General features: G+C 64.5%; 20 protein-coding genes and 1 riboswitch. Of the genes, 14 read left to right on the top strand and 6 right to left on the bottom strand.

All coding sequences use genetic code 11. From position 1 onward, the window contains the following. Window positions 1–25: 25 nt before the first annotated feature. Complete coding sequence (locus HNP49_RS01665) at window positions 26–1,465, bottom strand: TolC family outer membrane protein (protein ID WP_184680065.1); 1,440 nt, start codon at window positions 1,463–1,465, stop codon at window positions 26–28. 188 nt (window positions 1,466–1,653) lie between these two features. Further along, window positions 1,654–1,760: riboswitch (TPP riboswitch) on the top strand. Window positions 1,761–1,840: 80 nt separating this feature from the next. Here HNP49_RS01665 and thiC point away from each other — a divergent pair. Beyond that, window positions 1,841–3,724 carry a phosphomethylpyrimidine synthase ThiC gene (thiC, locus tag HNP49_RS01660; RefSeq protein ID WP_184680063.1) on the top strand — a complete coding sequence of 628 codons (1,884 nt, stop codon included), beginning with the start codon at window positions 1,841–1,843 and terminating at the stop codon, window positions 3,722–3,724. An 80-nt stretch (window positions 3,725–3,804) separates the two neighbouring features. Here the strand turns inward: thiC and HNP49_RS01655 are convergent, their stop codons facing one another. Next, complete coding sequence (locus tag HNP49_RS01655; protein ID WP_184680062.1) at window positions 3,805–4,548, bottom strand: DUF3298 and DUF4163 domain-containing protein; 744 nt, start codon at window positions 4,546–4,548, stop codon at window positions 3,805–3,807. Window positions 4,549–4,685: 137 nt separating this feature from the next. Here HNP49_RS01655 and nudF point away from each other — a divergent pair, with 137 nt between their 5' ends. The 12 genes from nudF (at window position 4,686) to HNP49_RS01595 (ending at window position 16,578) form a co-directional block, all read left to right on the top strand. Continuing rightward, the gene (gene nudF, locus HNP49_RS01650) at window positions 4,686–5,297 is read left to right on the top strand and encodes an ADP-ribose diphosphatase (RefSeq protein WP_184680060.1); all 612 of its coding nucleotides are present in this window, start codon (window positions 4,686–4,688) and stop codon (window positions 5,295–5,297) included. Continuing rightward, the gene (locus HNP49_RS01645; protein ID WP_184680058.1) at window positions 5,288–5,743 is read left to right on the top strand and encodes a DUF1249 domain-containing protein; all 456 of its coding nucleotides are present in this window, start codon (window positions 5,288–5,290) and stop codon (window positions 5,741–5,743) included. Before nudF ends, HNP49_RS01645 begins: the two co-directional genes overlap by 10 nt. A gap of 150 nt (window positions 5,744–5,893) precedes the next feature. After that, window positions 5,894–6,709, top strand: coding sequence for a 3',5'-cyclic-AMP phosphodiesterase (gene cpdA, locus HNP49_RS01640; RefSeq protein WP_184680057.1), 816 nt, complete (start codon window positions 5,894–5,896; stop codon window positions 6,707–6,709). A 39-nt stretch (window positions 6,710–6,748) separates the two neighbouring features. Then, window positions 6,749–7,354, top strand: coding sequence for a YqiA/YcfP family alpha/beta fold hydrolase (locus HNP49_RS01635; RefSeq protein ID WP_184680055.1), 606 nt, complete (start codon window positions 6,749–6,751; stop codon window positions 7,352–7,354). A gap of 8 nt (window positions 7,355–7,362) precedes the next feature. Further along, on the top strand, window positions 7,363–9,261 hold the full coding sequence (parE, locus tag HNP49_RS01630) for a DNA topoisomerase IV subunit B (protein WP_184680054.1): 1,899 nt from the start codon (window positions 7,363–7,365) through the stop codon (window positions 9,259–9,261). After that, window positions 9,258–10,241 carry an esterase-like activity of phytase family protein gene (locus HNP49_RS01625; protein ID WP_311772054.1) on the top strand — a complete coding sequence of 328 codons (984 nt, stop codon included), beginning with the start codon at window positions 9,258–9,260 and terminating at the stop codon, window positions 10,239–10,241. Before parE ends, HNP49_RS01625 begins: the two co-directional genes overlap by 4 nt. Continuing rightward, window positions 10,238–10,759 (top strand): TIGR02281 family clan AA aspartic protease, encoded by a 522-nt coding sequence (locus HNP49_RS01620; RefSeq protein WP_260407026.1) that lies wholly within the window; start codon window positions 10,238–10,240, stop codon window positions 10,757–10,759. The genes HNP49_RS01625 and HNP49_RS01620 overlap by 4 nt, the downstream gene beginning before the upstream one ends. A gap of 10 nt (window positions 10,760–10,769) precedes the next feature. Further along, window positions 10,770–13,028: a DNA topoisomerase IV subunit A gene (parC, locus tag HNP49_RS01615; RefSeq protein WP_184680053.1), complete on the top strand. Its 2,259-nt coding sequence runs from the start codon at window positions 10,770–10,772 to the stop codon at window positions 13,026–13,028. A 3-nt stretch (window positions 13,029–13,031) separates the two neighbouring features. Next, window positions 13,032–14,153 carry an ABC transporter permease gene (locus tag HNP49_RS01610; protein ID WP_184680051.1) on the top strand — a complete coding sequence of 374 codons (1,122 nt, stop codon included), beginning with the start codon at window positions 13,032–13,034 and terminating at the stop codon, window positions 14,151–14,153. 1 nt (window position 14,154) lies between these two features. After that, complete coding sequence (locus tag HNP49_RS01605; RefSeq protein WP_184680050.1) at window positions 14,155–14,925, top strand: ABC transporter ATP-binding protein; 771 nt, start codon at window positions 14,155–14,157, stop codon at window positions 14,923–14,925. Further along, window positions 14,922–15,878, top strand: coding sequence for an MlaD family protein (locus tag HNP49_RS01600; protein WP_184680048.1), 957 nt, complete (start codon window positions 14,922–14,924; stop codon window positions 15,876–15,878). Before HNP49_RS01605 ends, HNP49_RS01600 begins: the two co-directional genes overlap by 4 nt. A gap of 7 nt (window positions 15,879–15,885) precedes the next feature. Continuing rightward, a complete protein-coding gene (locus tag HNP49_RS01595; protein ID WP_184680047.1) occupies window positions 15,886–16,578 on the top strand; it encodes a membrane integrity-associated transporter subunit PqiC in 693 nt (230 codons plus the stop codon). Here the strand turns inward: HNP49_RS01595 and HNP49_RS01590 are convergent. Both HNP49_RS01590 and HNP49_RS01585 read right to left on the bottom strand, forming a co-directional pair. Further along, window positions 16,517–17,104 carry a metal-dependent hydrolase gene (locus HNP49_RS01590; RefSeq protein ID WP_184680046.1) on the bottom strand — a complete coding sequence of 196 codons (588 nt, stop codon included), beginning with the start codon at window positions 17,102–17,104 and terminating at the stop codon, window positions 16,517–16,519. The two genes, HNP49_RS01595 and HNP49_RS01590, sit on opposite strands and share 62 nt — an antisense overlap. A 23-nt stretch (window positions 17,105–17,127) precedes the next feature. Further along, a complete protein-coding gene (locus HNP49_RS01585; protein ID WP_184680044.1) occupies window positions 17,128–18,657 on the bottom strand; it encodes an AhpA/YtjB family protein in 1,530 nt (509 codons plus the stop codon). A gap of 149 nt (window positions 18,658–18,806) precedes the next feature. On the opposite strand from HNP49_RS01585, the gene serB reads away from it, so the two are divergent. Then, complete coding sequence (gene serB, locus HNP49_RS01580) at window positions 18,807–20,021, top strand: phosphoserine phosphatase SerB (protein ID WP_184680042.1); 1,215 nt, start codon at window positions 18,807–18,809, stop codon at window positions 20,019–20,021. Window positions 20,022–20,072: 51 nt separating this feature from the next. Here the strand turns inward: serB and HNP49_RS01575 are convergent, their stop codons facing one another. After that, the gene (locus tag HNP49_RS01575; RefSeq protein ID WP_184680040.1) at window positions 20,073–22,133 is read right to left on the bottom strand and encodes an EAL domain-containing protein; all 2,061 of its coding nucleotides are present in this window, start codon (window positions 22,131–22,133) and stop codon (window positions 20,073–20,075) included. A gap of 64 nt (window positions 22,134–22,197) precedes the next feature. Further along, window positions 22,198–24,018: a molecular chaperone gene (locus HNP49_RS01570; RefSeq protein WP_184680039.1), complete on the bottom strand. Its 1,821-nt coding sequence runs from the start codon at window positions 24,016–24,018 to the stop codon at window positions 22,198–22,200. Window positions 24,019–24,026: the final 8 nt, after the last annotated feature.

The raw sequence follows: 24,026 nt of genomic DNA, 5'->3' as shown, positions 1-24,026 counted from the left end.
TGCCGGGCTTTTTTATCGTTGCCGTTTAGAACTCCGGGTTGCCCAAGAGCTGGGCTTCGGCGGCCTTGGCCAGGTCTGGCGGGAGGAAGTCCTGGTCCGGGTTGTAGTCAGGCTTGAGGTAGGCCGACAGGGCTTCCAGATCGGACGGTGCCAGGGTACCGGCGGCCTGCTTCAGGCGCAGGTTGTCGATGATGTAGCTGTAGCGGGCGTTGTTGTAGTCGCGCACCGAGCTGTAGAGCTGGCGCTGGGCGTCCAGCACGTCGACGATGTTGCGGGTGCCGACTTGGTAGCCGATTTCGGTGGCTTCCAGGGCGCTCTGGTTGGAGATGATCGACTGCTTGCGCGCACCGACCTGCTCGACGTCGGTGTTGACGGCGCGGTGCAGGTTGCGGGTGTTCTGTACCACCTGACGACGCAGGCTTTCGCGGCTCTGCTCGGTCTGGTTCAGGCGCTGGTACGATTCACGCACCTGCGAGCTGGTCAGGCCGCCGCTGTAGATCGGTACCGACAGCTGCAGGCCGATGGACTGCTGCTCGGCGTCACCGTTGTACAGGCTGGCATTCGGGGTGTTGGTAAAGCCCAGGCTGTCGTTGTCACCCTTCTGGTAGCTCGCCACGGCATCCAGGGTCGGCGCGTGGCCGGCTTTGCTCTGGCGCAGGGTCTCTTCGGCGGCATCGACGGCGTAGTTGCTGGCCTGCAGGTTGAGGTTCTGCTGGGCGGCGGTATCCACCCAGGCCTTGGCATCATTGGGCGTCGGCACCACGACCGGCAGGCTGTGGCGCACGCCTTCCAGCGAACTGTACTGGCGGTTGGTCAGGGTAATCAGTGCCTGGAAGGCATCATCCACCTGCTGCTCGGCGATCATCCGGTTGGCGCGGGCGGTGTCGTAGCCGGCCTGGGCTTCCAGCACGTCGGTCTTGTCCGACAGACCGACGTCGAAACGCTCGCGGGCCTGGTCGAGCTGGCGCTTGAACGCGGCTTCTTCGGCCTTGGTGGTCGCCAGGTTGTCCTGGGCACGCAGCACGCTGAAGTAGGTTTCCGCCGTTTGCAGGATCAGGTTCTGCTCGGTCGCCGAGAACTCCAGGGCTGCCTGTTCACTGACGGCCTTGGCCGCTTGCAGTTGATACCAACGATCAGCACGGAATACCGGCTGGGTCAGACTGGCCTGATAGAGCAGGCCGCCGCGGGAGGCGTCAGTGGTGCCCAGGCGGGTATCCACTTCGGTGTCGGTATCGCTGTAGCCGGCGCCACCGCTGATGAATGGCAGCAGGCCGGCACGGGCCTGCGGCACCACTTCCTGGCGGGCCGCAAAGTCTGCGCGGGCAGCCGCCAGATCGGCGTTGTTCTCTACTGCGTCCTTGTATACCGAAACCAGGTCGCGCTTGAGCGATTGTGGGGGCTCTTCGGCCCAGGCCAGTCCTGATGCGGCGGCCACAGCCATGGCCAGAGTGAGTCTGCGCAGCATGATGGATCCTGCTTTTTGTCGGAAATGATCGGCAAGGCTAAGGGGGGGCGGGGGGGCGGTCAAGGCCGCAGGCGCCACAGGCAGTCTAGTTTGCAACAAGCTATGTTGCCTGCGCGCAACAATCCCCGGCCGACCAAGGGTCGTCTCGGGAGGTTGGAGTTCTGCGTCGGGCTTGATTAGACTGCCGGCAGTTCTTGTCGGGGTGCCCAGAGTCGTGGGCTGAGATCGGATAGTTCCGGATCCCGTTGAACCTGATCAGGTTAAGGCCTGCGTAGGGAACAAGATGTGCTCGCCGCTCAGGCGACCCCCTCTGGCACCGCTCCCGGTGCGCCCGCCGCCTTCAGGTTCGCTCCGACAGCCCACCCGGAGAAGCCGATGAGCGTGCAATACCAGAAGAACCTCAGCGAAAGCGCACAGGTCGACCAGCAGTCCGTACAGCCCTTCCCCCGTTCGCAGAAGGTCTACGTGCAGGGTTCGCGCCCGGACATCCGCGTGCCGATGCGCGAGATCAGTCTGGACGTCACCCCCACCGCCTTCGGCGGCGAGATCAACGCCCCGGTCACCGTCTATGACACCTCCGGCCCCTATACCGACCCGAATGTGACCATCGACGTGCGCAAGGGCCTGGCCGATGTGCGCAGTGCCTGGATCGAGGATCGTGGCGATACTGAGAAGCTGCCCGGCCTGAGCTCCGAGTTCGGCCAGCGCCGCCTCAATGATGCCGAGCTGTCGGCCATGCGCTTCGCCCACGTGCGTAACCCGCGTCGTGCCAAGGCCGGGCAGAACGTCAGCCAAATGCACTACGCCAAGAAGGGCATCATCACGCCCGAGATGGAATACGTTGCCATCCGCGAGAACATGAAGTTGGCCGAGGCCCGTGAAGCCGGTCTGCTGAAAGAGCAGCACACCGGACAGAGCTTCGGCGCCTCGATCCCGAAAGAGATCACCCCCGAGTTCGTGCGCAGCGAGATCGCACGCGGCCGCGCCATCATCCCGGCGAACATCAACCATGTGGAACTGGAGCCGATGATCATCGGCCGCAACTTCCTGGTGAAGATCAACGGCAATATCGGCAACTCGGCCCTGGGTTCCTCCATCGAGGAGGAAGTGGCCAAGCTGACCTGGGGCATCCGCTGGGGTTCGGACACTGTCATGGACCTGTCCACCGGCAAGCATATCCACGAGACCCGCGAGTGGATCATCCGCAACTCGCCGGTACCGATCGGCACCGTGCCGATCTACCAGGCCCTGGAAAAGGTCAACGGCATCGCCGAGGACCTGACCTGGGAGCTGTTCCGCGACACCCTGATCGAGCAGGCCGAACAGGGCGTGGACTACTTCACCATCCACGCCGGCGTGCTGCTGCGCTATGTGCCGCTGACCGCCAAGCGCGTCACGGGCATCGTCTCGCGCGGCGGCTCGATCATGGCCAAGTGGTGCCTGGCGCACCATAAGGAAAACTTCCTCTATACCCACTTCGAGGAAATCTGCGAAATCATGAAGGCCTACGACGTCAGCTTCTCGCTGGGCGACGGCCTGCGTCCCGGTTCGATCGCCGACGCCAACGACGCCGCGCAGTTCGGCGAGCTGGAAACCCTCGGCGAGCTGACCAAGATCGCCTGGAAGCACGACGTACAGACCATGATCGAAGGCCCCGGCCACGTGCCGATGCAGCTGATCAAGGAGAACATGGACAAGCAGCTGGAATGCTGCGACGAGGCGCCGTTCTACACCCTCGGCCCACTGACCACCGATATCGCTCCCGGCTACGACCACATCACCAGCGGCATCGGTGCGGCGATGATCGGCTGGTTCGGCTGCGCCATGCTCTGCTACGTCACGCCCAAGGAGCATCTAGGCCTGCCGAACAAGGATGACGTGAAGACCGGCATCATCACCTACAAGATCGCCGCGCACGCCGCCGACCTCGCTAAGGGTCACCCGGGCGCGCAGATCCGCGACAACGCCCTGAGCAAAGCGCGCTTCGAGTTCCGCTGGGAGGACCAGTTCAACCTCGGCCTGGATCCGGACACCGCGCGCAGCTACCACGACGAGACCTTGCCCAAGGACTCGGCCAAGGTCGCGCACTTCTGCTCCATGTGCGGGCCGAAGTTCTGCTCGATGAAAATCACCCAGGAAGTGCGCGAATACGCCGCCGAGAACGGCCTGACCGACGAGCAAAAGGCTATCGAAGCTGGGTTTGCCGAGCAGGCCGAGCGCTTCAAGGGGGAAGGCTCGGTGATCTACAAGCAGGTCTGACCTGTCGGTTGGCCAGCTGAATAAAAAAAACCGGAGCCTGCATCAGCAGCTCCGGTTTTTTTATGCCGGCTTGAACCCTGTCAGCGGCGGCCGGGGAAGTAGTACGGCTGGAGAATGCCGTTGAGGCGGGGGTAAGGCACGCGCAGGTCCGGGTGGCCACTGCTGTAGGGCGCGATGCGGGCGATGTCGTACTTGAGCATCACATTGCCGAACAGCAGGGCGATGTTGTCGCTGCGCTCGAACGGCCAGGTATCGAGAAACTCGGCATCCTGATCGTGACCATTGGCCTTGAGCCAGGTCTGGTGGGCCAGTTGAACCTGGTCCCAGAACGCATCTTCCTGGTCAGGCAGGAGCATGTCGTTGAGGGTGAGTACCTTGTTCAGGGTGCGGTCGTAGTTGAGGTAGGCCCGCCCGGGAATGCCATGGGCGCCGCCGGTAAAACGGTAGCTGGACAGCTCGATGACCAGCAGGCGGTCATGCTGCTCCAGCACCTTGGCCTGCAGGTAGCTGGTCCAGCCCGGCTTGGCTGTGGCGAGAAAGTCCTGCTCGTAGCGGGCCAGCGAAACCGGCGGCGGGTCGCTGGGCAGCTCGGTGGTCAGTTGCAGCAACTCACGCTCGATGCGGGCGTTGAGTTCGGGCAGGCCCGTGGGTAGCTGCAGGTCGATATTCACCAGCGGGCACTCGGTGCCAGTGCAGCCGGTGCTGCGATGCTCCCAGCGCTGCGTGCTGGTGGGCAAAGGTTGCTGAGCAGGTGACAGTAGGCTCTGGCAGCCGGCGAGCAGCAGGCCGGCAGTCGCCAGTACAAGGCAGTGAAATGCACGCATGAAGAGTCCTTGGCGGCGGCAGCGAAGGCGGCATTGTCCCTGTTGCCGGGCTGGCATCCAAGTGCTGCCGCACATGGCCGGCGCGATCACGCTGTATTAGGCTGTCGCCCAATCTCACATTGGAAACAGAGGCGGTCATGAGCGATACCTTCAGTCAGGCGGATGTCGAGGTGGTGGAGCGCGAAGAATGCTTTCGCGGCTTCTACAAGCTGGATCGCCTGCATCTGCGCCACCGGCTGTTCGCCGGCGGCATGGGCAAGCTGATCAACCGCGAGCTGTTCGTGCGCCATGATGCGGTCTGTGTGCTGCCCTACGATCCGCGGCGTGACGAGGTGGTGCTGATCGAGCAGTTCCGCGTCGGCGCCCTCGACAAGAGCCGCAACCCCTGGCTGCTGGAGCTGGTTGCCGGGTTGATCGACAAGGACGAACAGCCCGAGGAAGTGGCGCGTCGCGAGGCGATGGAGGAGGCGGGCCTGACCCTGGGCGCGCTGTGGCCGCTCAGTGTCTACTACCCGTCGCCGGGTGGCTCCGACGAACGGGTGCATCTGTTTGTCGGTCGTTGTGACAGTGTCGGTGCTGGTGGTATTCATGGTCTGGAAGAGGAGGGAGAGGACATCCGGGTGCATGTCCTGTCCTTCGAGGATGCTCTGGCGCGCGTGCGCGACGGGCGTATCGACAATGCGGCAAGCATCATGGCCCTGCAGTGGCTGGCGCTGAACCGCGATGAAGTGCGAGGTCTGTGGACGTGAATCTGCTGCGTGAACGCTATCGGGTCGACCTCGCGGGGCTGCAAGCCACCTGCGAGGCCAACTACGCCCGGCTGATGCGTTTACTACCGCAGATGCGCGAGAACTTCCAGGCCCGTCGGGTCGCCATGAGCCATGGCGAGCACCTGCTCGGTGTGCTGGCGCTGGAAGTCACCGAGGCCGGTCCCTACACCACGACCCTGCAGGTGCGTCAGGAGCACAGCCTGCCCTGGCTGCCGGTGCCGCATCTGGAAGTGCGCGTCTATCACGATGCGCGCATGGCCGAAGTCGTCGGTGCCGCCCATGCTCGTCGCCTGCGCCCCAGCTATCCCTACCCGAATGCGGCCATGCATCAGCCGGATGAGAAGAACCAGCTCAATCTGTTTCTCGGAGAATGGCTGAGCCACTGCATGGCTGCCGGCCATGAGCTGGCCGAAGTGCGTCGCTGAACGACAAAAACACGCGATTTCACCTACAGTGATCGACAGAGTTGCCGATTTATTGGCGCCTGCTAACTGTGAAGTGTTTCCGTTTGTCGGGTTTACCTTCGTACACCGGCACCACCATAATCTTGTCACCCCAGTCAAAGGAGACCGCCCTTGGTGCGCGCGTCCACTCCCGCTTCCGCTGATGCCGTGCTGCTGGTGCAGCTGACGGATAGTCATCTGTTCGCGGGTGCGCACGACCGTTTGCTGGGCATGGACACCGAAGACAGTCTGGCGCGGGTGATTGAACTGGTGCGTCAGGAGCAGCAGGGCATCGACCTGATGCTAGCCAGTGGCGACCTGTCCCAAGATGGTTCCCTTGACTCCTACCAGCGCTTCCGCGAGATGACCGACGGCCTGGCCCTGCACAGTCGCTGGTTCGCCGGCAACCATGATCTGTTGCCGAGCATGCGTGAAGCCACCGCAGGTAGCGACCTGCTCGAGCCAGTGATTGACTTGGGCAACTGGCGCATCATCCTGCTCGACTCCAGCATCGAAGGTGCCGTGCCTGGGCACTTTTCGGAGGATCAGCTAGAGCTGCTGGAGCAGGCGCTGCAAAGTGCCGGGCGCCGTCATGTCCTGATCAGCTTCCACCACCATCCGGTTTCCATCGGCTGCCGCTGGATGGAGCCGATCGGCATCCGCAATCCGGATGCTCTGTTTGCCCTGCTGGCGCGCTTCCCGCAGGTGAAAGCCGTGCTCTGGGGGCATATCCATCAGGAGTTCGACCAGGTGCGCGAGGGTGTGCGTCTGCTGGCCTCGCCGTCGACCTGCGTGCAGTTCGCGCCGGGCAGCGAGGATTTCCAGGTTGACCACGAAGCCCCAGGCTACCGCTGGCTGCGTCTGCATGCCGACGGTGAACTGGAAACCGGGGTGTCGCGTGTCACCGGTATCGATTTCGAGATCGATTACAGCGTCAAAGGCTACTGACCTTGCTGGCGGGCGCCCTTAGCTTGTAGCCTCGCGCCCATGACCACGCTTCTCTATATCCACGGTTTGAACAGCTCGCCGGCTTCGCACAAGGCGCGTCAGCTGACGGCTGCGCTGCAGCGTATCGGCCTGGCCGAACAGCTGGCCGTACCGGCCCTGCACCATGATCCGCGCCAGGCCATCGCCCAGCTGCACGAGGAGATTGCCCGCCTGGGCCGGCCGTTGCTGGTCGGCAGCTCCCTGGGTGGCTACTATGCGACCCACCTGGCGCAGCAGCATGGCCTGGCGCAGCTGCTGATCAATCCGGCGGTGTGGCCGCACCAGCGGTTTACCGGTTACCTCGGCCCGCAAACCAACTACTACAGCGGCGAAACCTGGGAGTTGACCACCGATCACGTGGCAGCCCTGGCTGAGCTGGAGGTGGCGGCGCCGACAGATCCGGCGCGCTGCCAGGTGTGGCTGCAGACCGGCGACGAAACACTCGATTACCGCGATGCCGCGACCTACTACCGGGCCTGCGCGTTGCGCATCCAGGCCGGTGGCGATCACGGCTTCCAGGGTTTTGCCGAACGCATCCCGGCACTGCTGGCGTTTGCCGGCTTCGATCCCGCGCTGTGGCGCGATCACGACTTTTCCGATCTTTGAGAGACCCCATGGCCCAGCAGAACGCCTATAACGCAGACGCCATCGAAGTACTGTCCGGCCTTGATCCGGTGCGCAAGCGCCCAGGTATGTACACCGACACCGCGCGGCCCAACCACCTGGCCCAGGAAGTCATCGACAACAGCGTCGACGAGGCGCTGGCTGGCCACGCCAGCTCGATTCAGGTGATCCTCCATGAGGACAACTCGCTGGAGGTGCTCGACGACGGCCGCGGCATGCCGGTGGACATCCACCCGGAAGAGGGCATCCCCGGCGTCGAGCTGATCCTCACCAAGCTGCATGCCGGCGGCAAGTTCTCCAACAAGAACTACCAGTTCTCCGGCGGCCTACACGGCGTGGGTATCTCGGTGGTCAACGCCTTGTCCAATCAGGTTGAAGTGCGGGTCAAGCGCGATGGCAGCGAATACCGCATGACCTTCGCCGACGGCTTCAAGGCTAGCGACCTGGAAGTGGTCGGCACGGTGGGCAAACGCAACACCGGCACCAGTGTGCGCTTCTGGCCGGACCCCAAATATTTCGACTCGCCGCGCTTCTCCATCAGCCGGCTCAAGCATGTGCTCAAGGCCAAGGCCGTACTGTGCCCCGGCTTGGAAGTCACCTTCAGCGACAAGAACAACGGCGAAACCACCCGCTGGTTCTACGAGGATGGCCTGCGCTCCTACCTGGTGGATGCCGTCAGCGAGTTCGCGCGCCTGCCCGAAGAGCCCTTCTGCGGCAGTCTGGCCGGCAGCAAGGAGGCGGTGGACTGGGCCCTGCTGTGGCTGCCCGAGGGCGGCGAGAGCCTGCAGGAAAGCTACGTTAACCTGATCCCCACCGCCCAGGGCGGCACCCACGTCAACGGTCTGCGCCAGGGCCTCTTGGATGCCATGCGCGAGTTCTGCGAGTTCCGTAACCTGCTTCCACGCGGGGTGAAGCTGGCGCCGGAAGATATCTGGGAACGCATCGCCTTCGTTCTTTCGATGAAGATGCAGGAAGCGCAGTTCTCCGGGCAGACCAAGGAGCGTCTGTCGTCGCGCGAGGCGGCGGCCTTCGTTTCTGGCGTCGTTAAGGACGCCTTCAGCCTGTGGCTCAACGCCCACCCGGAAGTCGGTCAGCAGCTGGCCGAGCTGGCCATCAGCAACGCCAACCGTCGCCTCAAGGCCGGCAAGAAGGTCGAGCGCAAGAAGATCACCCAGGGGCCGGCGCTGCCGGGCAAGCTGGCCGACTGCGCCGGGCAGGACCCGATGCGTTCCGAGCTGTTCCTGGTGGAGGGCGACTCCGCCGGCGGCTCGGCCAAGCAGGCGCGCGACAAGGAGTTCCAGGCCATCATGCCGTTGCGCGGCAAGATCCTGAACACCTGGGAGGTTGATGGCGGCGAGGTGCTGGCCAGTCAGGAAGTGCACGACATCGCCGTGGCCATCGGCCTCGATCCGGGCTCCAGCGACCTGACCCAGCTGCGCTACGGCAAGATCTGCATCCTCGCCGACGCCGACTCCGACGGCCTGCATATCGCCACCCTCCTCTGCGCGCTGTTCGTGCGGCATTTCCGCCCGCTGGTGGATGCCGGCCACGTCTACGTCGCCATGCCGCCGCTGTACCGCATCGATCTGGGCAAGGAAATCTTCTATGCCCTGGACGACGCCGAGCGCGACGGCATCCTCGACCGCCTGCTGGCCGAGAAGCGCCGCGGCAAGCCGCAGGTCACCCGATTCAAGGGCCTGGGCGAGATGAACCCGCCGCAGCTGCGCGAAACCACCATGGACCCCAACACCCGCCGCCTGGTGCAGCTGACCCTGGATGACTTCGAGGGCACCCAGGAAGTGATGGACATGCTGCTGGCGAAGAAACGCGCCGGCGACCGCAAGAGCTGGCTGGAGTCCAAGGGCAACCTGGCCGAGGTGCTGGCGTGACATTTCGCCGGCTGGCAGCCTGGCTGCTGGCGGCCGTAGCGTCTTACCAGGCGCATGCGGCAGAGGAGTTGCGTCTGCAGGCCGAGTATCCGCTAGAGGGCATGGCCGGCGGCAACCTGTCGGCGCTGGCGCGTTGTGACGGGCAACTCTGGGCCGTCTCGGATCGTGACGACCAATGGCTCTATCGGCTGCAGCCTCAGGTTGGCGTCTGGCAGGCCGAGGCGCAGCCCCTGCAGGTGCCGCCGCCACCGGCAACGGCCCTGACTTGGGGCCTGGCCTGGCGCAACCGGCTGTCGGGCCTGGTGCGTGGCGGCGTTCTGGATTTTGAGGGGCTGAGCTGCGATGCCGCGGGCAATCGTTATGTGCTCAGCGAGGCCTACAGCGCGGTGCTGCGAGTGACGCCGCAGGGGCAGGGTGAGTGGCTGGCTATTGCCCCAGAGGTATTCCGCCTGGCGCGCGCCAGCGGCCTGCTGCTGGACTACAACGCACTGGCTGAAGGCCTGGCGGTTGCCGCGGACGGTCAGCGCCTGTGGCTGGCCGCCGAGCAGCGGCGTCGGGGCCTGCTGGTGCTGCAGCCGCACCGCAGCGGTTGGGGCTGCAGTGATCCCTGTGTGCTGCTGGCCGAAGGGGGCGAGCAGCAGGCCCCAGCGGCGCTGGGTGGCGAGCGTCTGGCCATCGACTTCAGCGATATCGTTCGGCGTGGCGACAAGCTGTTTACCCTGGAGCGACAGGCGCACCAGTTTTGCCGGCGTGACGCACACAGCGCCCAGGTCGAGCGTTGCTGGTCCTACGCGGCCACGGCCCTGGCTGCGCCGCGGCTGTATCCCGGTGTGGACTACGGCACGGCCGAGGCGCTCTGGCTGGATGATGATGCCGCCTGGATCGGCATCGACAACAACGAGGTTGTGCGTGCCGACGGCGAGGCTCGCCCTGTGCTCTGGCAATTCGCGGCACCTGCCGGCGGCTGGGAGGCTTCATGAGTGCTACCCCTGCCGGTCAGCGCGCCGGCAAGATCATGCTGATGCTGGCCTGGGTCGCCGCACTGGCGCTGGCCACCCACTTCTTCGGGGTGTGGGAGCAGCGCCAGGTCAATCCCAACCCGCAGCCGGAGTCGGTGCACGGACGGGACTACATCGAAGTGCGCCTGGCCAGTGCCCGTGGCGGCCATTACCGCCTCAATGGGCAGATCAACGGCCAGGCGGTCACCTTTCTGATCGATACCGGCGCCACTGCCGTGGCGATTCCCCGTGAACTGGGCAATCGCCTGGGCCTGGAACCCGGTGCGCCGGTGGCGCTGAGCACTGCCAACGGCATCGCCGAAGGGCGCCGTACGCGCCTGGCCAGCCTGCAGCTGGGTGATATCCGCCTGCAGGATGTGGCGGCGATCCTCGCGCCGAACATGCCGGACAACGAGGTGCTGCTCGGCATGAGTGCCCTCAAACAACTCGAATTTACCCAGCGCGACGGCACTCTGGTGCTGCGCCAATCAACACGATAATGAGGCACGCATGAGCGACTCCCTCGATTTGAGCCTGGAAGGCGTGGAACGCCGTTCCCTCGCGGACTTCACCGAGCAGGCTTATCTCAACTATTCCATGTACGTGATCATGGACCGCGCCCTGCCGCATATCGGCGATGGCTTGAAGCCCGTGCAGCGGCGCATCGTCTATGCCATGAGCGAGCTGGGCCTGGACGCCGACTCCAAGCACAAGAAGTCGGCGCGCACCGTTGGCGACGTGCTCGGCAAGTTCCACCCGCACGGCGACAGTGCCTGCTACGAGGCCATGGTGCTGATGGCGCAGCCGTTCAGCTACCGCTACACCCTGGTCGACGGCCAGGGCAACTGGGGTGCGCCGGACGATCCCAAGTCCTTCGCCGCCATGCGTTACACCGAGGCGCGCCTGTCGCGCTACTCCGAGGTGCTGCTGACCGAGCTGGGCCAGGGCACCGTGGATTGGGTGCCGAACTTCGACGGCACGATGGATGAGCCGGCGACCCTGCCGGCGCGCCTGCCCAACCTGCTGCTTAACGGCACAACGGGGATTGCGGTCGGCATGGCCACCGATGTGCCGCCGCATAACTTGCGCGAGGTGGCTACCGCCTGCGTGCGTCTGCTGGACGAACCGAGCGCCACGGTCGAGCAGCTGTGCGAGCACATCCAGGGCCCGGACTTCCCGACTGAAGCGGAAGTCATCACGCCCAAGGCCGATCTGCTGAAGATCTACGAAACCGGCCGTGGCTCGGTGCGCATGCGCGCCGTGTATCGCGTGGAGGACGGCGATATCGTGGTCACCGCGCTGCCGCACCAGGTCTCCGGGGCCAAGGTGCTGGAGCAGATCGCCGCGCAGATGCAGGCCAAGAAGCTGCCGATGGTCGCCGACCTGCGCGACGAGTCGGACCACGAGCATCCCTGCCGCATCGTCATCATCCCGCGCTCCAACCGCGTGGATGCCGACGAGTTGATGACCCACCTGTTCGCCACCACGGAGCTGGAAAGCTCCTACCGGGTCAACACCAACGTCATCGGCCTCGACGGCAAGCCGCAGGTGAAAGACCTGCGCACCCTGCTCACCGAGTGGCTGCAGTACCGCGTCGGCACCGTGCGCCGCCGTCTGCAGTTCCGTCTAGACAAGGTGGAAAAGCGCCTGCACCTGTTGGAGGGCTTGCTGGTTGCCTTCCTCAATCTGGACGAAGTGATCCATATCATCCGTACCGAGGATCAGCCCAAGCCGGTGCTGATGGCGCGCTTCGGTCTGACCGACGTGCAGGCCGACTACATCCTCGATACCCGCCTGCGTCAGCTGGCGCGTCTGGAAGAGATGAAGATCCGTGGCGAGCAGGACGAGCTGGCCAAGGAACGTGACAAGCTGCTGGCCCTGCTCGGCAGCGAAGCCAAGCTGAAGAAGCTGGTGCGCCAGGAAATCCTCGACGACGCCGAGAAGTACGGCGATGCCCGCCGTTCGCCGATCGTCGCCCGCGCCGAGGCCAAGGCTCTGTCCGAAACCGAGCTGATGCCGACCGAGCCGGTCACCGTGGTGCTCTCTGAGAAGGGCTGGGTGCGCTGCGCCAAGGGCCACGATATCGACGCCACCGGCCTCTCGTACAAGGCCGGCGACGGCTTCAAGGCCGCCGCGCCGGGCCGATCGAATCAGTACGCGGTGTTTATCGACAATACCGGCAGGAGCTATTCGCTGGCCGCGCACTCGCTGCCGTCCGCGCGCGGTCAGGGCGAGCCGCTGACCGGCCGCCTGCAGCCACCGCCGGGTGCCACCTTCGAGTGCCTGCTGCTGCCCGATGACAATGCCCTGTATGTGATTGCTTCGGACGCGGGCTATGGCTTCGTGGTCAAAGGCGAGGACTTGCAGGCCAAGAACAAGGCGGGCAAGGCGCTGCTGACCCTGCCGGCCGGCGCCCTGGTGGTGCCGCCCAAGCCGCTGGGCAACCGCGAGGAAGACTGGCTGGCCGCGGTGACCACCGAGGGACGCCTGCTGGTGTTCAAGGTGGCCGACCTGCCGCAGCTGGGCAAAGGCAAGGGCAACAAGATCATCGGTATTCCCGGGGAGCGCGTGGCCAGTCGCGAGGAGTACCTCACCGACCTCGCTGTGCTGCCGAGCGGCGCCGCGCTGGTGCTGCAGGCCGGTAAGCGCACCCTGACGCTCAAGGCCGATGATCTGGAGCACTACAAGGGTGAGCGTGGTCGTCGTGGCAACAAGCTGCCGCGTGGCTTCCAGCGGGTCGATGCGCTGCTGGTCGAGTTGCCGGGCTAAGCCATGAGCGAGCCGGCCGCGCTGCAGTGGCAGAGCCTGGCGGGCACCGAGGCCGGCCTGCTGGTCTCTGGCGCCTGGACGCTGCAGCAGGCCAAGCCGGAACTGGAAACGCTCTGGCGCAGCCGGCCGGCGGGGCTACAGGTCCTGCGCGTGCAGGTGGCGGTGAGTGCCTGGGACAGCAGTCTGCTGGCTCTGCTGCGGCGCTTGCAGCGTCTGGCCGAGGGCGATGGCGTCGACTTGCAATTGCTGGGATTGCCCGAGGGGGTTGAGCGTCTGCTGCAGATGGCCGCCACGCCCTCGGTGCAGGCTCAGGCCGCCGCGCCCACCCGCTACGACCCGATCTCGCGACTGGGCCTGCAGGGCCTGGCGGTGCTGGCCAGTGTGCGTCAGGCCTGCGAGTTCGTCGGTGAGGTCGTGCTCGCCCTCGGGCGGCAGCTGGCGGGTCGCGGGCGCATGCGCCGCAGCGATTTCTGGCTGGCTCTGCAGCAATGCGGGCCCGGAGCCCTGCCCATCGTGGCGTTGATCGCCAGTCTGGTCGGGCTGATTCTGGCCTTTGTCGGCGCGGCGCAGCTGGAGGCCTTCGGCGCCCAGCTGTATATCGCCAATATGGTGGCCATCGGCATGACCCGCGAGATGGGCGCGCTGATGACGGCGGTGATCATGGCCGGCCGAACCGGCGCGGCTTATGCGGCGGAACTGGGCAGCATGCAGGCCAACGAGGAGGTGGATGCGCTGAAAACCTTCGGCTTTCCGCCGCTGGAATTTCTCGTGTTGCCACGCCTGCTGGCGCTGCTGGTGGCCATGCCGCTGCTCTGCGTGTTCGCTGACGTGCTGGGGATTCTCGGTGGCTTCATCATCGGCGCCGGGCTCTTCGATATCTCCGCGCCGCTCTATCTGCAGCAGAGTCTGGTGATGCTCAAACTGCCTGACCTGCTGCTCGGCGTGTTCAAGAGCCTGGTGTTCGCCGTGCTGATCGGTCTGATCGGTTGCCACTACGGCCTGTCCAGCGGGCGCAATGCTCAGGCCGTGGGCCAGGCTACCACCCGTGCGGTGGTCAGCATCATCGTGGCTCTGGTGGTCAGCGATGCGCTGATCACCCTGATCTGCACCCAACTCGGAATATGAAATGAACGAGCCCGTGCTGATCGCGGAAAACCTCAGCGCCGGTTACGGCAGTCTGGTGATTCAGCACGATCTGAATTTTGCCATCCGCCAGGGAGAGGTGTTCGTCATCATGGGGGGCAGCGGGTGTGGCAAGAGCACCCTGCTGCGGCATCTAATTGGTCTGCAGGCGCCCTTGGCCGGCAGGGTGCTGCTGCATGGCGAGGACTTCTGGGCCCATGCCGATGAGCAGCGGGCCGAGCTGCAGCAGCAGTTTGGCGTGCTCTATCAGAACGGCGCCTTGTGGGGCGCGATGACGCTGCACGAGAACATCGTGCTGCCCCTGACTACCTACCGCCCGCAACTCTCGGCGGCCGAGTGTCGTGAACTGGCGGAGATCAAGCTGGCGCTGGTCGGTCTGGCCGGTTGCGCCGATCTGTACCCGGCCGAGCTGTCCGGCGGCATGCGCAAGCGCGCGGCGCTGGCACGGGCGCTGGCCCTGGACCCGCAGGTGCTGTTCTTCGATGAGCCGTCGGCGGGCCTCGACCCGCTCAGCTCGCTGGCGCTGGACGAACTGATCCTGCAGTTGCGCGACAGTCTGGGCGCGAGCATCGTGCTGGTGACTCACGAACTGCCGAGCATTTACCGGGTGGCCGACACCTGCCTGTTTCTCGATAACCAGACACGTACCCAGATTGCCTATGGCCCGCTGCAGCAGTTGCTGGAGCAGGGGCCGCCGGTGGTCCGGCGCTTTCTGCAGCGTGGCGAAGGTCCTGCTGCCGCGGAGGAATCATGAGCCAAGCCCGTCAACCCTTTCTGATCGGCGCTTTTCTGCTCGGTGGCCTGTTTCTGCTGGTCGCGGGCGTGCTCCTGCTGGCGCGCGACAGCTGGTTCAGTGAGCCCAATGAGTACGTGGTGTATTTCACCGGTGCGCTGGATGGTTTGGATATCGGCGCTGCCGTGACCTACCGTGGGGTCAAGGTCGGTACGGTGAAGGAAATTCGCCTGTCCTATGACGATGAGCTGCAGGATGTGGTGATGCCGGTGATCCTGCAGATCCAGAAGCCGGGCAGCGCCGATGAGGTCAGCGGCGAGCAGTTGGGTGAGTTGGTCGAGCGGCTGGTTGAACGTGGGTTACGCGCACAGCTGCAGACGCCGAGCCTGTTGACCGGCAAGGCCATCGTCGCGCTGGACATGTTTCCGGCCGAGCCTGGCTTTGTCCATGCTGGCAAAGGTATCCCGCTGCCGGCGATTCCCAGCGTGCCGTCGCGCATCGATCAGGCCGCCGATGTGCTGCGCGAGTTGGTCGCCAGTTTGCGCGAGCTGCCACTCAAGGAAATGACCGAGTCGGCGACGCGCACCCTGCAAGGTCTGGAGAAGCTGAGTAACTCCAAGGATTTGCAAGAGAGTGTGGCGCACATGAACCAGCTGCTCGGCAAACTGGATCGCCTTAGTGGCAAGGTCGAGCAGCAGTTGCCGGGCCTGCTGGAGGATGCCCGTGGCAGCAGCGGCGATCTGCGTGCCGCGGTTGGCGAGATTCGCCGTGCGGCGCAAAATGCGGCCGATGCGCTGGCTGAGGTCAATCAACTGGTCGTCAGCAGCCGCCGTGATCTTGGCCCCGAGTCGGCGGTTCAGTACGAAATGCTGCGTGCCCTGCAAGAGCTCAGTCAGGCCAGCAAGGCGTTGCAACGAACAGTGGAAGGCCTGGATCAGCAGCCGCAGTCGCTGATCTTTGGCAAACAACGGTAGGGATGTGATGAAGTTCTTTCCTTTGGCGCCCATGCTGGCGCTGCTCGGCAGTCTCCTGATTACGGGCTGTGCGCTGCAGCCATCGCCGCAGTTCTATCAGCTGGATGCCGGCCAGCCGGTGCTGCCAACCCTCGACAAGGGCCCGGCGGTGCTGCTCGGGCCACTGAAACTGGCGGATTACCTGCAGCGCGAAAATCTCCTGCAGCGCGAAAGCGACGGCAGCCTGCAACTGAGTCAGGAGGCCCGCTGGGCGGGCAGCCTGGAAGACGATGTCGGCCAGTTGCTGGTGCGTCAGCTGGCCGGGCGTCTGGACAGCAGCCGCGTGGCCTTGTACCCGGACCGTGTCGGGTTCGTCGGCCAGTGGCAAGTGGTGCTGACCATCGGGCGTCTGGATTCTGGTGTCAGTCAGCCGGCAGTGCTCGAAGCTCAGTGGCGTGTCCTGGATGCCGCCGGCAACCTGCGTGACAGCCGTCTGCTGCGGCTGCAGGCCGAGCACGATGGTGCAGTGGCGTCCCAGGTGAAGGCGCAGAGCCAGTTGCTGCAGCAACTGGCGGGGGAGCTGGCGGCTACGTTGGGCAAATTGCCTGTCAGCAGCCCGCCTGCCCGCGCCACCGGCAAGTCGGCCGGTCAGCGCCCGGCTAGCGTGCCGAAGGTGGCTCCGTCTCTGCCTGTACCGCAGGCTGAGGTTTACCGCTTCTGAGCCGCTGCAGGCCCAGGCGCAGCAACCATACGGTGGCGCTGATGGCCAGGCAGGGCTGCCATACCCATCGCCATTCCGAGGCCAGCACTGCCAGGCCGCGCGGGGTAAAGAAACCGTGCAGAAACGGCGAGACCTCGATGGGGCGCCAGGGCAGGAAATAACGCTGGGCGTCCCAGGGCCATAGCCAGGCCACGCCCAGGCCGCCGTTGGTCATGGCATCCAACAGGCTGTGCGAACCTACCGCGGCACTGACCCACAGCAGGGCGGTCAGCGGTCGGCAGCGCAAGCCACGACAGGCCAGCATGGCCAAGATCCCGCATAGCCCGGCAAATAGCAGCGAGTGGCTGAAGCCGCGATGGCCGAGCACATCCTGGTAAGCGATGCCGAGGCGGAAGGCGAGCATGTCGGCATCCGGCAAGCAGGCGGCGATAGCGCCCAGCCAGAGCAGGCGCGGCGGTATCACGCGACTGCCCAGCGCCAGGCCAAGGGCCAGTGCGGGCAGTGGGTGAGTTATCAGGGTGGTCATGGGGCCGTTCCTTGGCCGATCCCTCAGCGTCCGCGCGCGTCGTGCATGCGCGTCAGCTGGCGCTCCAGCAGGGCCGGGTAGGGGTCTAGCAGGCGCTCGACGCAGCAGGCACCCTCGGGGCTGGCAATCGGGCGGATGCGGCTGCGTTGGCGTAGCAGGCTGTCGTCGCCGATCTGGCGCTCAATCAGCAGCAGGTTGCGGCTGTGCTGCGACAGCGCCAGCGCGCGTTGTACCGTGTCGCTGAGCAACAGCTCGCCGTGGCCAAGGCCGCTGAGGTTGTCGCCCAGGCTCAGGCCCAGTTGCAGCTGCAGGGTGATGCCGCTGTCGGCTACCTCGATCTGCAGGGCGTGGCCGAGGGCGCGCATCAGCTCGCCGCAGCAGATGGCGTGGGTCAGGTAGTCCTCGGGTGCGTTCTGCGCATGGAACAGAATCAGGCTGCTGCCGTCGCTGAGGGTGTGCAGTTCGCCTTGATACAGCGCCGCGCTCTGCGCCATGCAGTCGCGGTAGCGTTCGAGCAGATCGACCAGGCGCGCGCGGGGCAGGTGGCGCAGCTGGTCCTGGGCGCCGAGCTGGATGGCCAGGACAGCGCTGTTGCTGGCCGCTGCGGATGCCGGTTCCGCGGCGGGGGCGGGCTGCTCGTCCAGGGTGGGCTCCAGCTCATCGAGCTCGAGCAGCTCGTCGTCCTCAAAATCCTGCTCGGTCGACTCTGCTGGGGCGGGTCGCTCGGTCTCGGCGAAGTCGGGCTCGTCGTCGAAATCGGCAGCAAAGTGTTCGTATTTGTCCTGTGCCGCCGGCGCTTCAAGGTCCGGGTAGTCGTCTTCGGGCTCGAGGTCGTCGGGCTCTGCCACCGGTTCGGGGCGTGGCGGCACCAGACGCGCCTGCAGCTGGCGGGCGAGGTCGCCGATCTCGTCCTGGCGACCGGCTCCCGGCGCCGGATCATCCGGGTCGCGCAGCCAGACGCGCAGTTGCAGCAGGGGCAGTGACAGGTGTCGGCCCAGGCGTAGGCTGAGCGACAGGCTCAGGGCCAGCAGGATCAGGCTGAGAATGCCCATGCTCTGCAGGCTGATGGTCATCGGCTGCTGGAACTGCTGCATGTCCAGGCTGATGCGCAGGTGACCGGCGATCACTTCCTGGAAGGTGATAGGGGTGGAATACAGCCCTTCGGTCTCGCCGATCAGGGCCTGGCTGGGGCGGTTGCCCGCTTCGGCCAGCACACGGTTATCCACGCTGTAGATGGCGGCGTGAGCGACCAGCGGGTTACGCACCAGGTTGCTGAGCAGCACGTTGAGGCTGAGGATGTCGTTGGACACCAGAAGCTCGGTAGCCGAGGCGGCGGTCTGCACGGTCAGGCTCTGGCCCAGGGCATCGGCCTGCTGCTGCATGGCCTGGCGGAACTGCATGCCCATGACCCAAGTGTAAATCAGCAGGGCCATCACCACCAGCAGCAAGCTGTGGCTGGCAATGCGCAGGGCGAGCGGGATCCGCCGCTGACGCAGGGCATTGAACAGCAGCAGGAAGAAATTGTCGGGCTTGACGCTGTTGGGCCGGTTCACAGGGCGCGGCTCTTCTCGAATAAGGTGGCGCGCAGTATAACCAGCGCCCCATAGGCGGCAAAGCGCCGCGGCTCACGGTTACGCGCGCTTTGCGGGTAGAATGGCCTCCTTTTTTCCTGGCTTTCTTGGTTTTCCTGGAGAGGTGCGCCTTGCGCGAAATCGTCCTGATCAACATTACCGGTGAAGACCGTCCCGGTCTGACCTCGGCCATTACCGGCGTACTGGCACAGGGCGGGGTGAACATCCTCGACATCGGCCAGGCGGTGATTCACGACACCCTGTCCTTCGGCATCCTGGTCGAGATCCCGCATACCGAGGAGGCTTCCTCGGTGCTCAAGGACGTGCTGTTCACGGCCTACAAGCTTGACCAGCAGGTGCGCTTTACCCCGGTATCCGAGGCGGATTACCAGCAGTGGGTCAATGGTCAGGGCAAGCCACGGCACATCGTGACCCTGCTGACACGCAAGGTCACCGCCGAACAGCTCAACCGGGTCAGCTCTATCACCGCCAAGTACGGCCTGAACATCGATCACATCGACCGCTTGTCCGGGCGTATGCCGCTGGATATGCCGGAAGATCAGGGCAAGGGCTGCATCGAGTTCTCGGTGCGCGGCGAGCCGGCCGATCCGGTGGCGCTGCGCGAGGAATTCCTGCGCGAGGCGCAGGCGCTCAACGTCGATATCGCCTTCCAGCAGGACTCGCTGTTCCGCCGCAACCGCCGCCTGGCCGTATTCGACATGGATTCGACCCTGATCGAGGCCGAGGTGATCGACGAGCTGGCCAAGGCCGCCGGCGTGGGTGAGCAGGTGGCAGAAATCACCGAGCGGGCCATGCGCGGTGAGCTGGATTTCCGCGCCAGCTTCAAGGAACGCCTGGCGCTGCTCAAGGGCTTGTCCGAGGACGTGCTGGAGGACATCGGTGCCTCCCTGCGCCTGACCGAGGGCGCCGAGACCCTGTTCGCCGAACTCAAGCGCCTGGGCTACAAGACCGCCATCCTCTCTGGCGGTTTCACCTACTTCGCCAAGCAGCTGCAGGCCAAGCTGGGTATCGACTATGTGTACGCCAACGAGCTGGAAATCGTCGATGGCAAGCTGACCGGTGTGGCCATCGAGCCGATTGTCGATGCGCAGCGCAAGGCCGATCTGCTGCGTGAGCTGGCGCACAAGGAAGGCTTGCAGCTGGAGCAGACCATCGCCGTGGGCGATGGCGCCAATGACCTGCCCATGCTTGGGTTGGCCGGCCTGGGTGTGGCTTTCCGGGCCAAACCGCTGGTCAAACAGTCGGCCAAGCAGGCGATCTCGACCCTGGGCCTTGATGGAGTGCTGTATCTGCTGGGTCTGCGTGATCGCGACGGGCACAATTGAGTCTGACCTGAAACAAAAAAGCCGCCTTGAGGCGGCTTTTTTGTGGGCGGCTTACTCGTCGCCTGACGAGAAGTCGTAGTCCATGCTCTGGCTGGGACCCTGCAGGTAGTAACCCTGGATGTAGTTGACGCCGGCCTGCCAGAGGGTGGCCAGGGCACTGGCCGACTCGACGAAGGGCACGATAGTCAGCTTGGCCTGGGCGTGCAGGCTGGCCAGCAGGGTCTTGAGGGCTTCCTGGTTTTCCGCCGTGGTCAGGTCCTGGCTGTAGGAACCGTCGACTTTGACGAAGTCCACAGTCAGGTGCTTGAGGGTATTGAACGGATTCAGCGAGCAACCGAACTGACACAGTGCGACCTTGCAGTGCAGTTGCGCCAGGCCTTCGGTGAGCGCCTTGGCCTGCTTGAGGTAAGCGATCGCATCCGGTTCGTTGAACTGGAAGACCAGCGCGTCCGAAGGCAGGCGGGCTGCCTTGAGGGCTACACTAAGCCATGGCAGCAGGCTCGGATCCTGCAGGCTGTTGCTCGACAGGTGCACGAACAGGCGCGTTTCATGCCCCTTGGAACGGTGCTCGGCGAGCAGCTTGATGGCGTTGAGAATGACCCAGCGATCCAGCTTCTCGGCCAGGCCCGCTTCGCGGGCCGCGTTCATGAAGTCGCCTGGCGATACTTCCTTGCCCTCCGGATCGAGCAGGCGCAGCAGCACCTCGTAGTGCTCGAAGCTGTCGCCGCGCAGGCTGATCACGGGTTGGAACAGCAGGCGGAAGCTGTTCTGCTCCAGCGCCTGCTGGACCATGGCGACGATGTTGCCCTGGCTGGCGGCTTTACGCAGGTCATCGGCAGGGTCGTAGATCTTCAGGCCGTTGCCGGGCAGTTCGTCGGCGCAGCGATGCGCGCGGTCGACCACTTCCTGGGCCTTGGCGGTTTTCTCGTTGACGCCAGCCACGCCGATCGACAGGGTCGTCTGCAGGGTGCGGCCGGAGACCTCGAACAGATGACCTTCGACCTTTTTCAGCAGGCTCTGCAGGCCTTCTTTGCACTGCTCGGGCGTTTGCTCGGCCAGCAGGGCACAGAACACGTCATCGCCGAAGCGCGCCAGTTCCGCCTGCTGGCCGAAGTGGCCGCGCAGCAGGTTGGCCAGGTCGGTGAGTAGCAGGTCGACTCCGGCCATGCCGGCTTCGGCCAGCAGGGTCGAGTACTGGTTGACCTCGATATAGGCAAGGGTGGCGCTGCGTCCGCTGCTGACCGCCTGGTTCACCGCGCCATCCATCAGCGAGAGGAAATAGGTGCGGTTGTACAGGCCGGTGACCAGGTCCTGGCTGCTGATTTCGCGCAGTTTTTCTTCCAGCTCGGCATTGTTGGCTTCGGCGCGGATCACCACCTGGATGCAGGGTTCGGCATCGTAGGTGGCGGGAGAAAAGCTCATATTGGCGCGAAAGGTCTTGCCGTCGATGGTGACGCCGCCACAGTTGAGCTCGGCGCTGCCCTCGGCGTAGTTCTTCAGGAAGTCCTTGAAACTCGCCTGATCGGCCGGATCGATCAGGTCGATCATCGGCATGCCCTCTAGCTCCTCGGCATCTTCGTAGCCGAAGAGTTGCAGGTAGGCGCGGTTGGCGTAGATGTGCATGCCATCGTGGACATAGGTGATGGCATCCACCGAGCTGTTGAGCAGCAACTGGCAGCGTTTCTCTGCTTCGCGCAGAGCCACTTCGGCGAGGCGTCGGGCACGACGCTCGTTCAGGTTGGCCAGCTCGCGCTTGGCGATCAGCACCAGGCGTTCGTCTTCGCCTTGTGGCAGGGCATCCTGGGCGCCCAGGGCCAGGGCCTCGGTAATGGCGTCGGCATCGTTGCCCTCGACCATCTGTATGAACGGAATATCCTTGGCCTGCTTGCGGATCGCGTTGAGTGCTTCCAGTGGATCAAGGTTGCTGCTGTTTGGGGATGCGACCAACAAGTCCCAGCTCTGGTGCAGAGCCTCGGCCAGATCATCGCTGGAGGTCAGGCGGTGTACACGGGTGGCGTTGCCCGCGTTGCGGAACAGGCTGACCAGGCGTTCGGCTTCGTTTTGCGAATCCTCAAGGATCAGCAGCCGTATTGTTTTCTTTTCTATGGCCATGAAAAAGCTCTAAATCGCGGGTAAACAGCGACTCTTGGGCGGCTACAGGAGGGTTGGCCGCAATCTACAGCGACTTCCAGAGGGAGTCAAAATCTTCCGAGGTCCCAACCGTCAGGCCTGACGAGCCTGTGACCGGAGTTGTGTTCTCGCGGGCGGGCTGATCAAGCAGGCGGTATTCAAATTGATTGAAACTGCCGGTGCTGGTCTTGCGCCTAGTCAATAAAGCGCGTCGTTCTTCACCGCCGCTGTTGATATGCACCTTGTTGCCTTCCTGGAACGGCAGGCGGGCGGTGATCAGGCTGGCGGGCTGAGAAATCACGGCAATTTCCGGTAGCAGCAGGGCGCGCAGGTATTGGCTCGGCTGCTCGGCCTTGCGCAGCAGCTGTACGGCGCAGGGCTGGGCCTGTGGTGCTATCAGTTCGATGCCCATCTGCGTGCCGCCACCCTTGACCTGACGGATCCAGCGCACCACGGCCACGCTCCAACTGCTCTGCGGATCATCCTGCAGGCCGAGAATCTCTCCCGCCTGTAGTTGCCCGGGCACCTCGCGTGGCCAGCTCAGGCAGTAACCGCCAGGGCTGAGGTTGACGATGGGCAGCTGGAAGGTCTGCGGACGCTCTGTGCTGTTGTCGGCCGCGCTGGGCTCGGGCTGACTCTCGTTGCGCTGCTGGGGCAGGTGAAACTGAATTTCCTCGCTCTCGATACCCTGTTCCCAATGGCTGATGCGTTCGGCATCGAAGGCATTGGCCCAGACATCGCGTGTCGGCGTTGCCGCAACTACCGGCTTGGCGGGGGTGGCAACATGCAGTTTGAGGGTGTCATTGAAGGGTTTTTCGCCGGAGAGGAAGAAGTGCAACGGGCTCATGCCGATGCACAGGGTCAGGCTGCCGGAGGCCGGGTTGCGCTGGAAGGTGCGTTCGGCGATATCCCCCCAGGCCGACTGCAGGTGCTGCAGAAGGTCCAGATGCAGGCCTTCGGGTACCGGCAGGGACAGGCTCTCGCGCTCCTGCGGGGTCGCCGCCAGATACTTGGCAATGCCATTGATCAGCCGGCGCGGGTCAAGCCCTACCAGGCTGTTCAGGCTGGCACTGGGGAACAGGGTCTTGTAGCGCGGCGGGCCGTCTACTGCGCTGGAAAAGGCAAACAGGCTGCTGTCCAGTTCGGCGCTTTGCAGGCTGACCAGATCGCTCCATTGCTCCAGGGCTTCGGCTACGCGGGCGATGCCGGACTGACGCATCTGATTGCTGCGAGCGCAACCGAGCATCAGGGTCTGGATGTAGGTCTGTTCGGGGCTCAGGCTGTCACGGTGGCGCGCCTGGGGCTCACGGACCTGTTGCTGGTGCAGGTTGAGCTGCGTGGCCAGGCGATACAGCTGGTGCAGCTCCAGCCACAGCCCTTCTGGCATTGGGCAGTACAGCTGGGAGGCACGCACCAGCGGGCCGAACATGCTGTGCATGGCGCGCTGGATGGCCAGGGCCATGATCTGCCCTCGCTCGCGAATAAATGGTTGGGCTTCCTGGGTGACGATCAGCTTGTAGCCGATGGCCAGGTGGTTCTGCAGGGCCTGGCAGAGGTTGGCCACCTTGCGTGGACGCTCATCCAGGACAATGGCCTGGTTGAGGAAGTGCTTTTCCAGATGCTTGCAGACGAAATACACCTCGGGCCGCAACAGTTCGAGCAGTTGCAGGCGGTTTTCCGTCGAGGTGATCAGTTGGTTCAGTTCCACCAGGCAGTGATAGAGCTGGCGAGCCATTTCACCCAAGTTTGCCTTGGGCAGGTTGCCCAGCCAGCGCTTCAGGTCGCGCGGCGATGCCTCACAGAAGGTCAGGCTGTGCTGATTGGGCGTGGGGACGCGCAACTGCTGATGTGGACTGGTTCTTTCCATGTCGATCG

This window comes from Pseudomonas fluvialis (assembly GCF_014207935.1).
GTDB lineage: Bacteria > Pseudomonadota > Gammaproteobacteria > Pseudomonadales > Pseudomonadaceae > Aquipseudomonas > Aquipseudomonas fluvialis_A.
This window is presented reverse-complemented; position numbering and strand designations above follow the sequence as displayed.

Bases quoted from the DNA above. Each gene is read 5' to 3' on its own strand.
- HNP49_RS01590 (WP_184680046.1), bottom strand. From the start codon at position 17,104: ATGACCACCCTGATAACTCACCCACTGCCCGCACTGGCCCTTGGCCTG.
- thiC (WP_184680063.1), top strand. From the start codon at position 1,841: ATGAGCGTGCAATACCAGAAGAACCTCAGCGAAAGCGCACAGGTCGAC.
- HNP49_RS01610 (WP_184680051.1), top strand. From the start codon at position 13,032: ATGAGCGAGCCGGCCGCGCTGCAGTGGCAGAGCCTGGCGGGCACCGAG.
- HNP49_RS01605 (WP_184680050.1), top strand. From the start codon at position 14,155: ATGAACGAGCCCGTGCTGATCGCGGAAAACCTCAGCGCCGGTTACGGC.
- parC (WP_184680053.1), top strand. From the start codon at position 10,770: ATGAGCGACTCCCTCGATTTGAGCCTGGAAGGCGTGGAACGCCGTTCC.
- HNP49_RS01635 (WP_184680055.1), top strand. From the start codon at position 6,749: ATGACCACGCTTCTCTATATCCACGGTTTGAACAGCTCGCCGGCTTCG.
- HNP49_RS01655 (WP_184680062.1), bottom strand. From the start codon at position 4,548: ATGCGTGCATTTCACTGCCTTGTACTGGCGACTGCCGGCCTGCTGCTC.
- HNP49_RS01620 (WP_260407026.1), top strand. From the start codon at position 10,238: ATGAGTGCTACCCCTGCCGGTCAGCGCGCCGGCAAGATCATGCTGATG.
- parE (WP_184680054.1), top strand. From the start codon at position 7,363: ATGGCCCAGCAGAACGCCTATAACGCAGACGCCATCGAAGTACTGTCC.
- nudF (WP_184680060.1), top strand. From the start codon at position 4,686: ATGAGCGATACCTTCAGTCAGGCGGATGTCGAGGTGGTGGAGCGCGAA.
- HNP49_RS01600 (WP_184680048.1), top strand. From the start codon at position 14,922: ATGAGCCAAGCCCGTCAACCCTTTCTGATCGGCGCTTTTCTGCTCGGT.
- HNP49_RS01575 (WP_184680040.1), bottom strand. From the start codon at position 22,133: ATGGCCATAGAAAAGAAAACAATACGGCTGCTGATCCTTGAGGATTCG.
- HNP49_RS01595 (WP_184680047.1), top strand. From the start codon at position 15,886: ATGAAGTTCTTTCCTTTGGCGCCCATGCTGGCGCTGCTCGGCAGTCTC.
- HNP49_RS01570 (WP_184680039.1), bottom strand. From the start codon at position 24,018: ATGGAAAGAACCAGTCCACATCAGCAGTTGCGCGTCCCCACGCCCAAT.
- HNP49_RS01665 (WP_184680065.1), bottom strand. From the start codon at position 1,465: ATGCTGCGCAGACTCACTCTGGCCATGGCTGTGGCCGCCGCATCAGGA.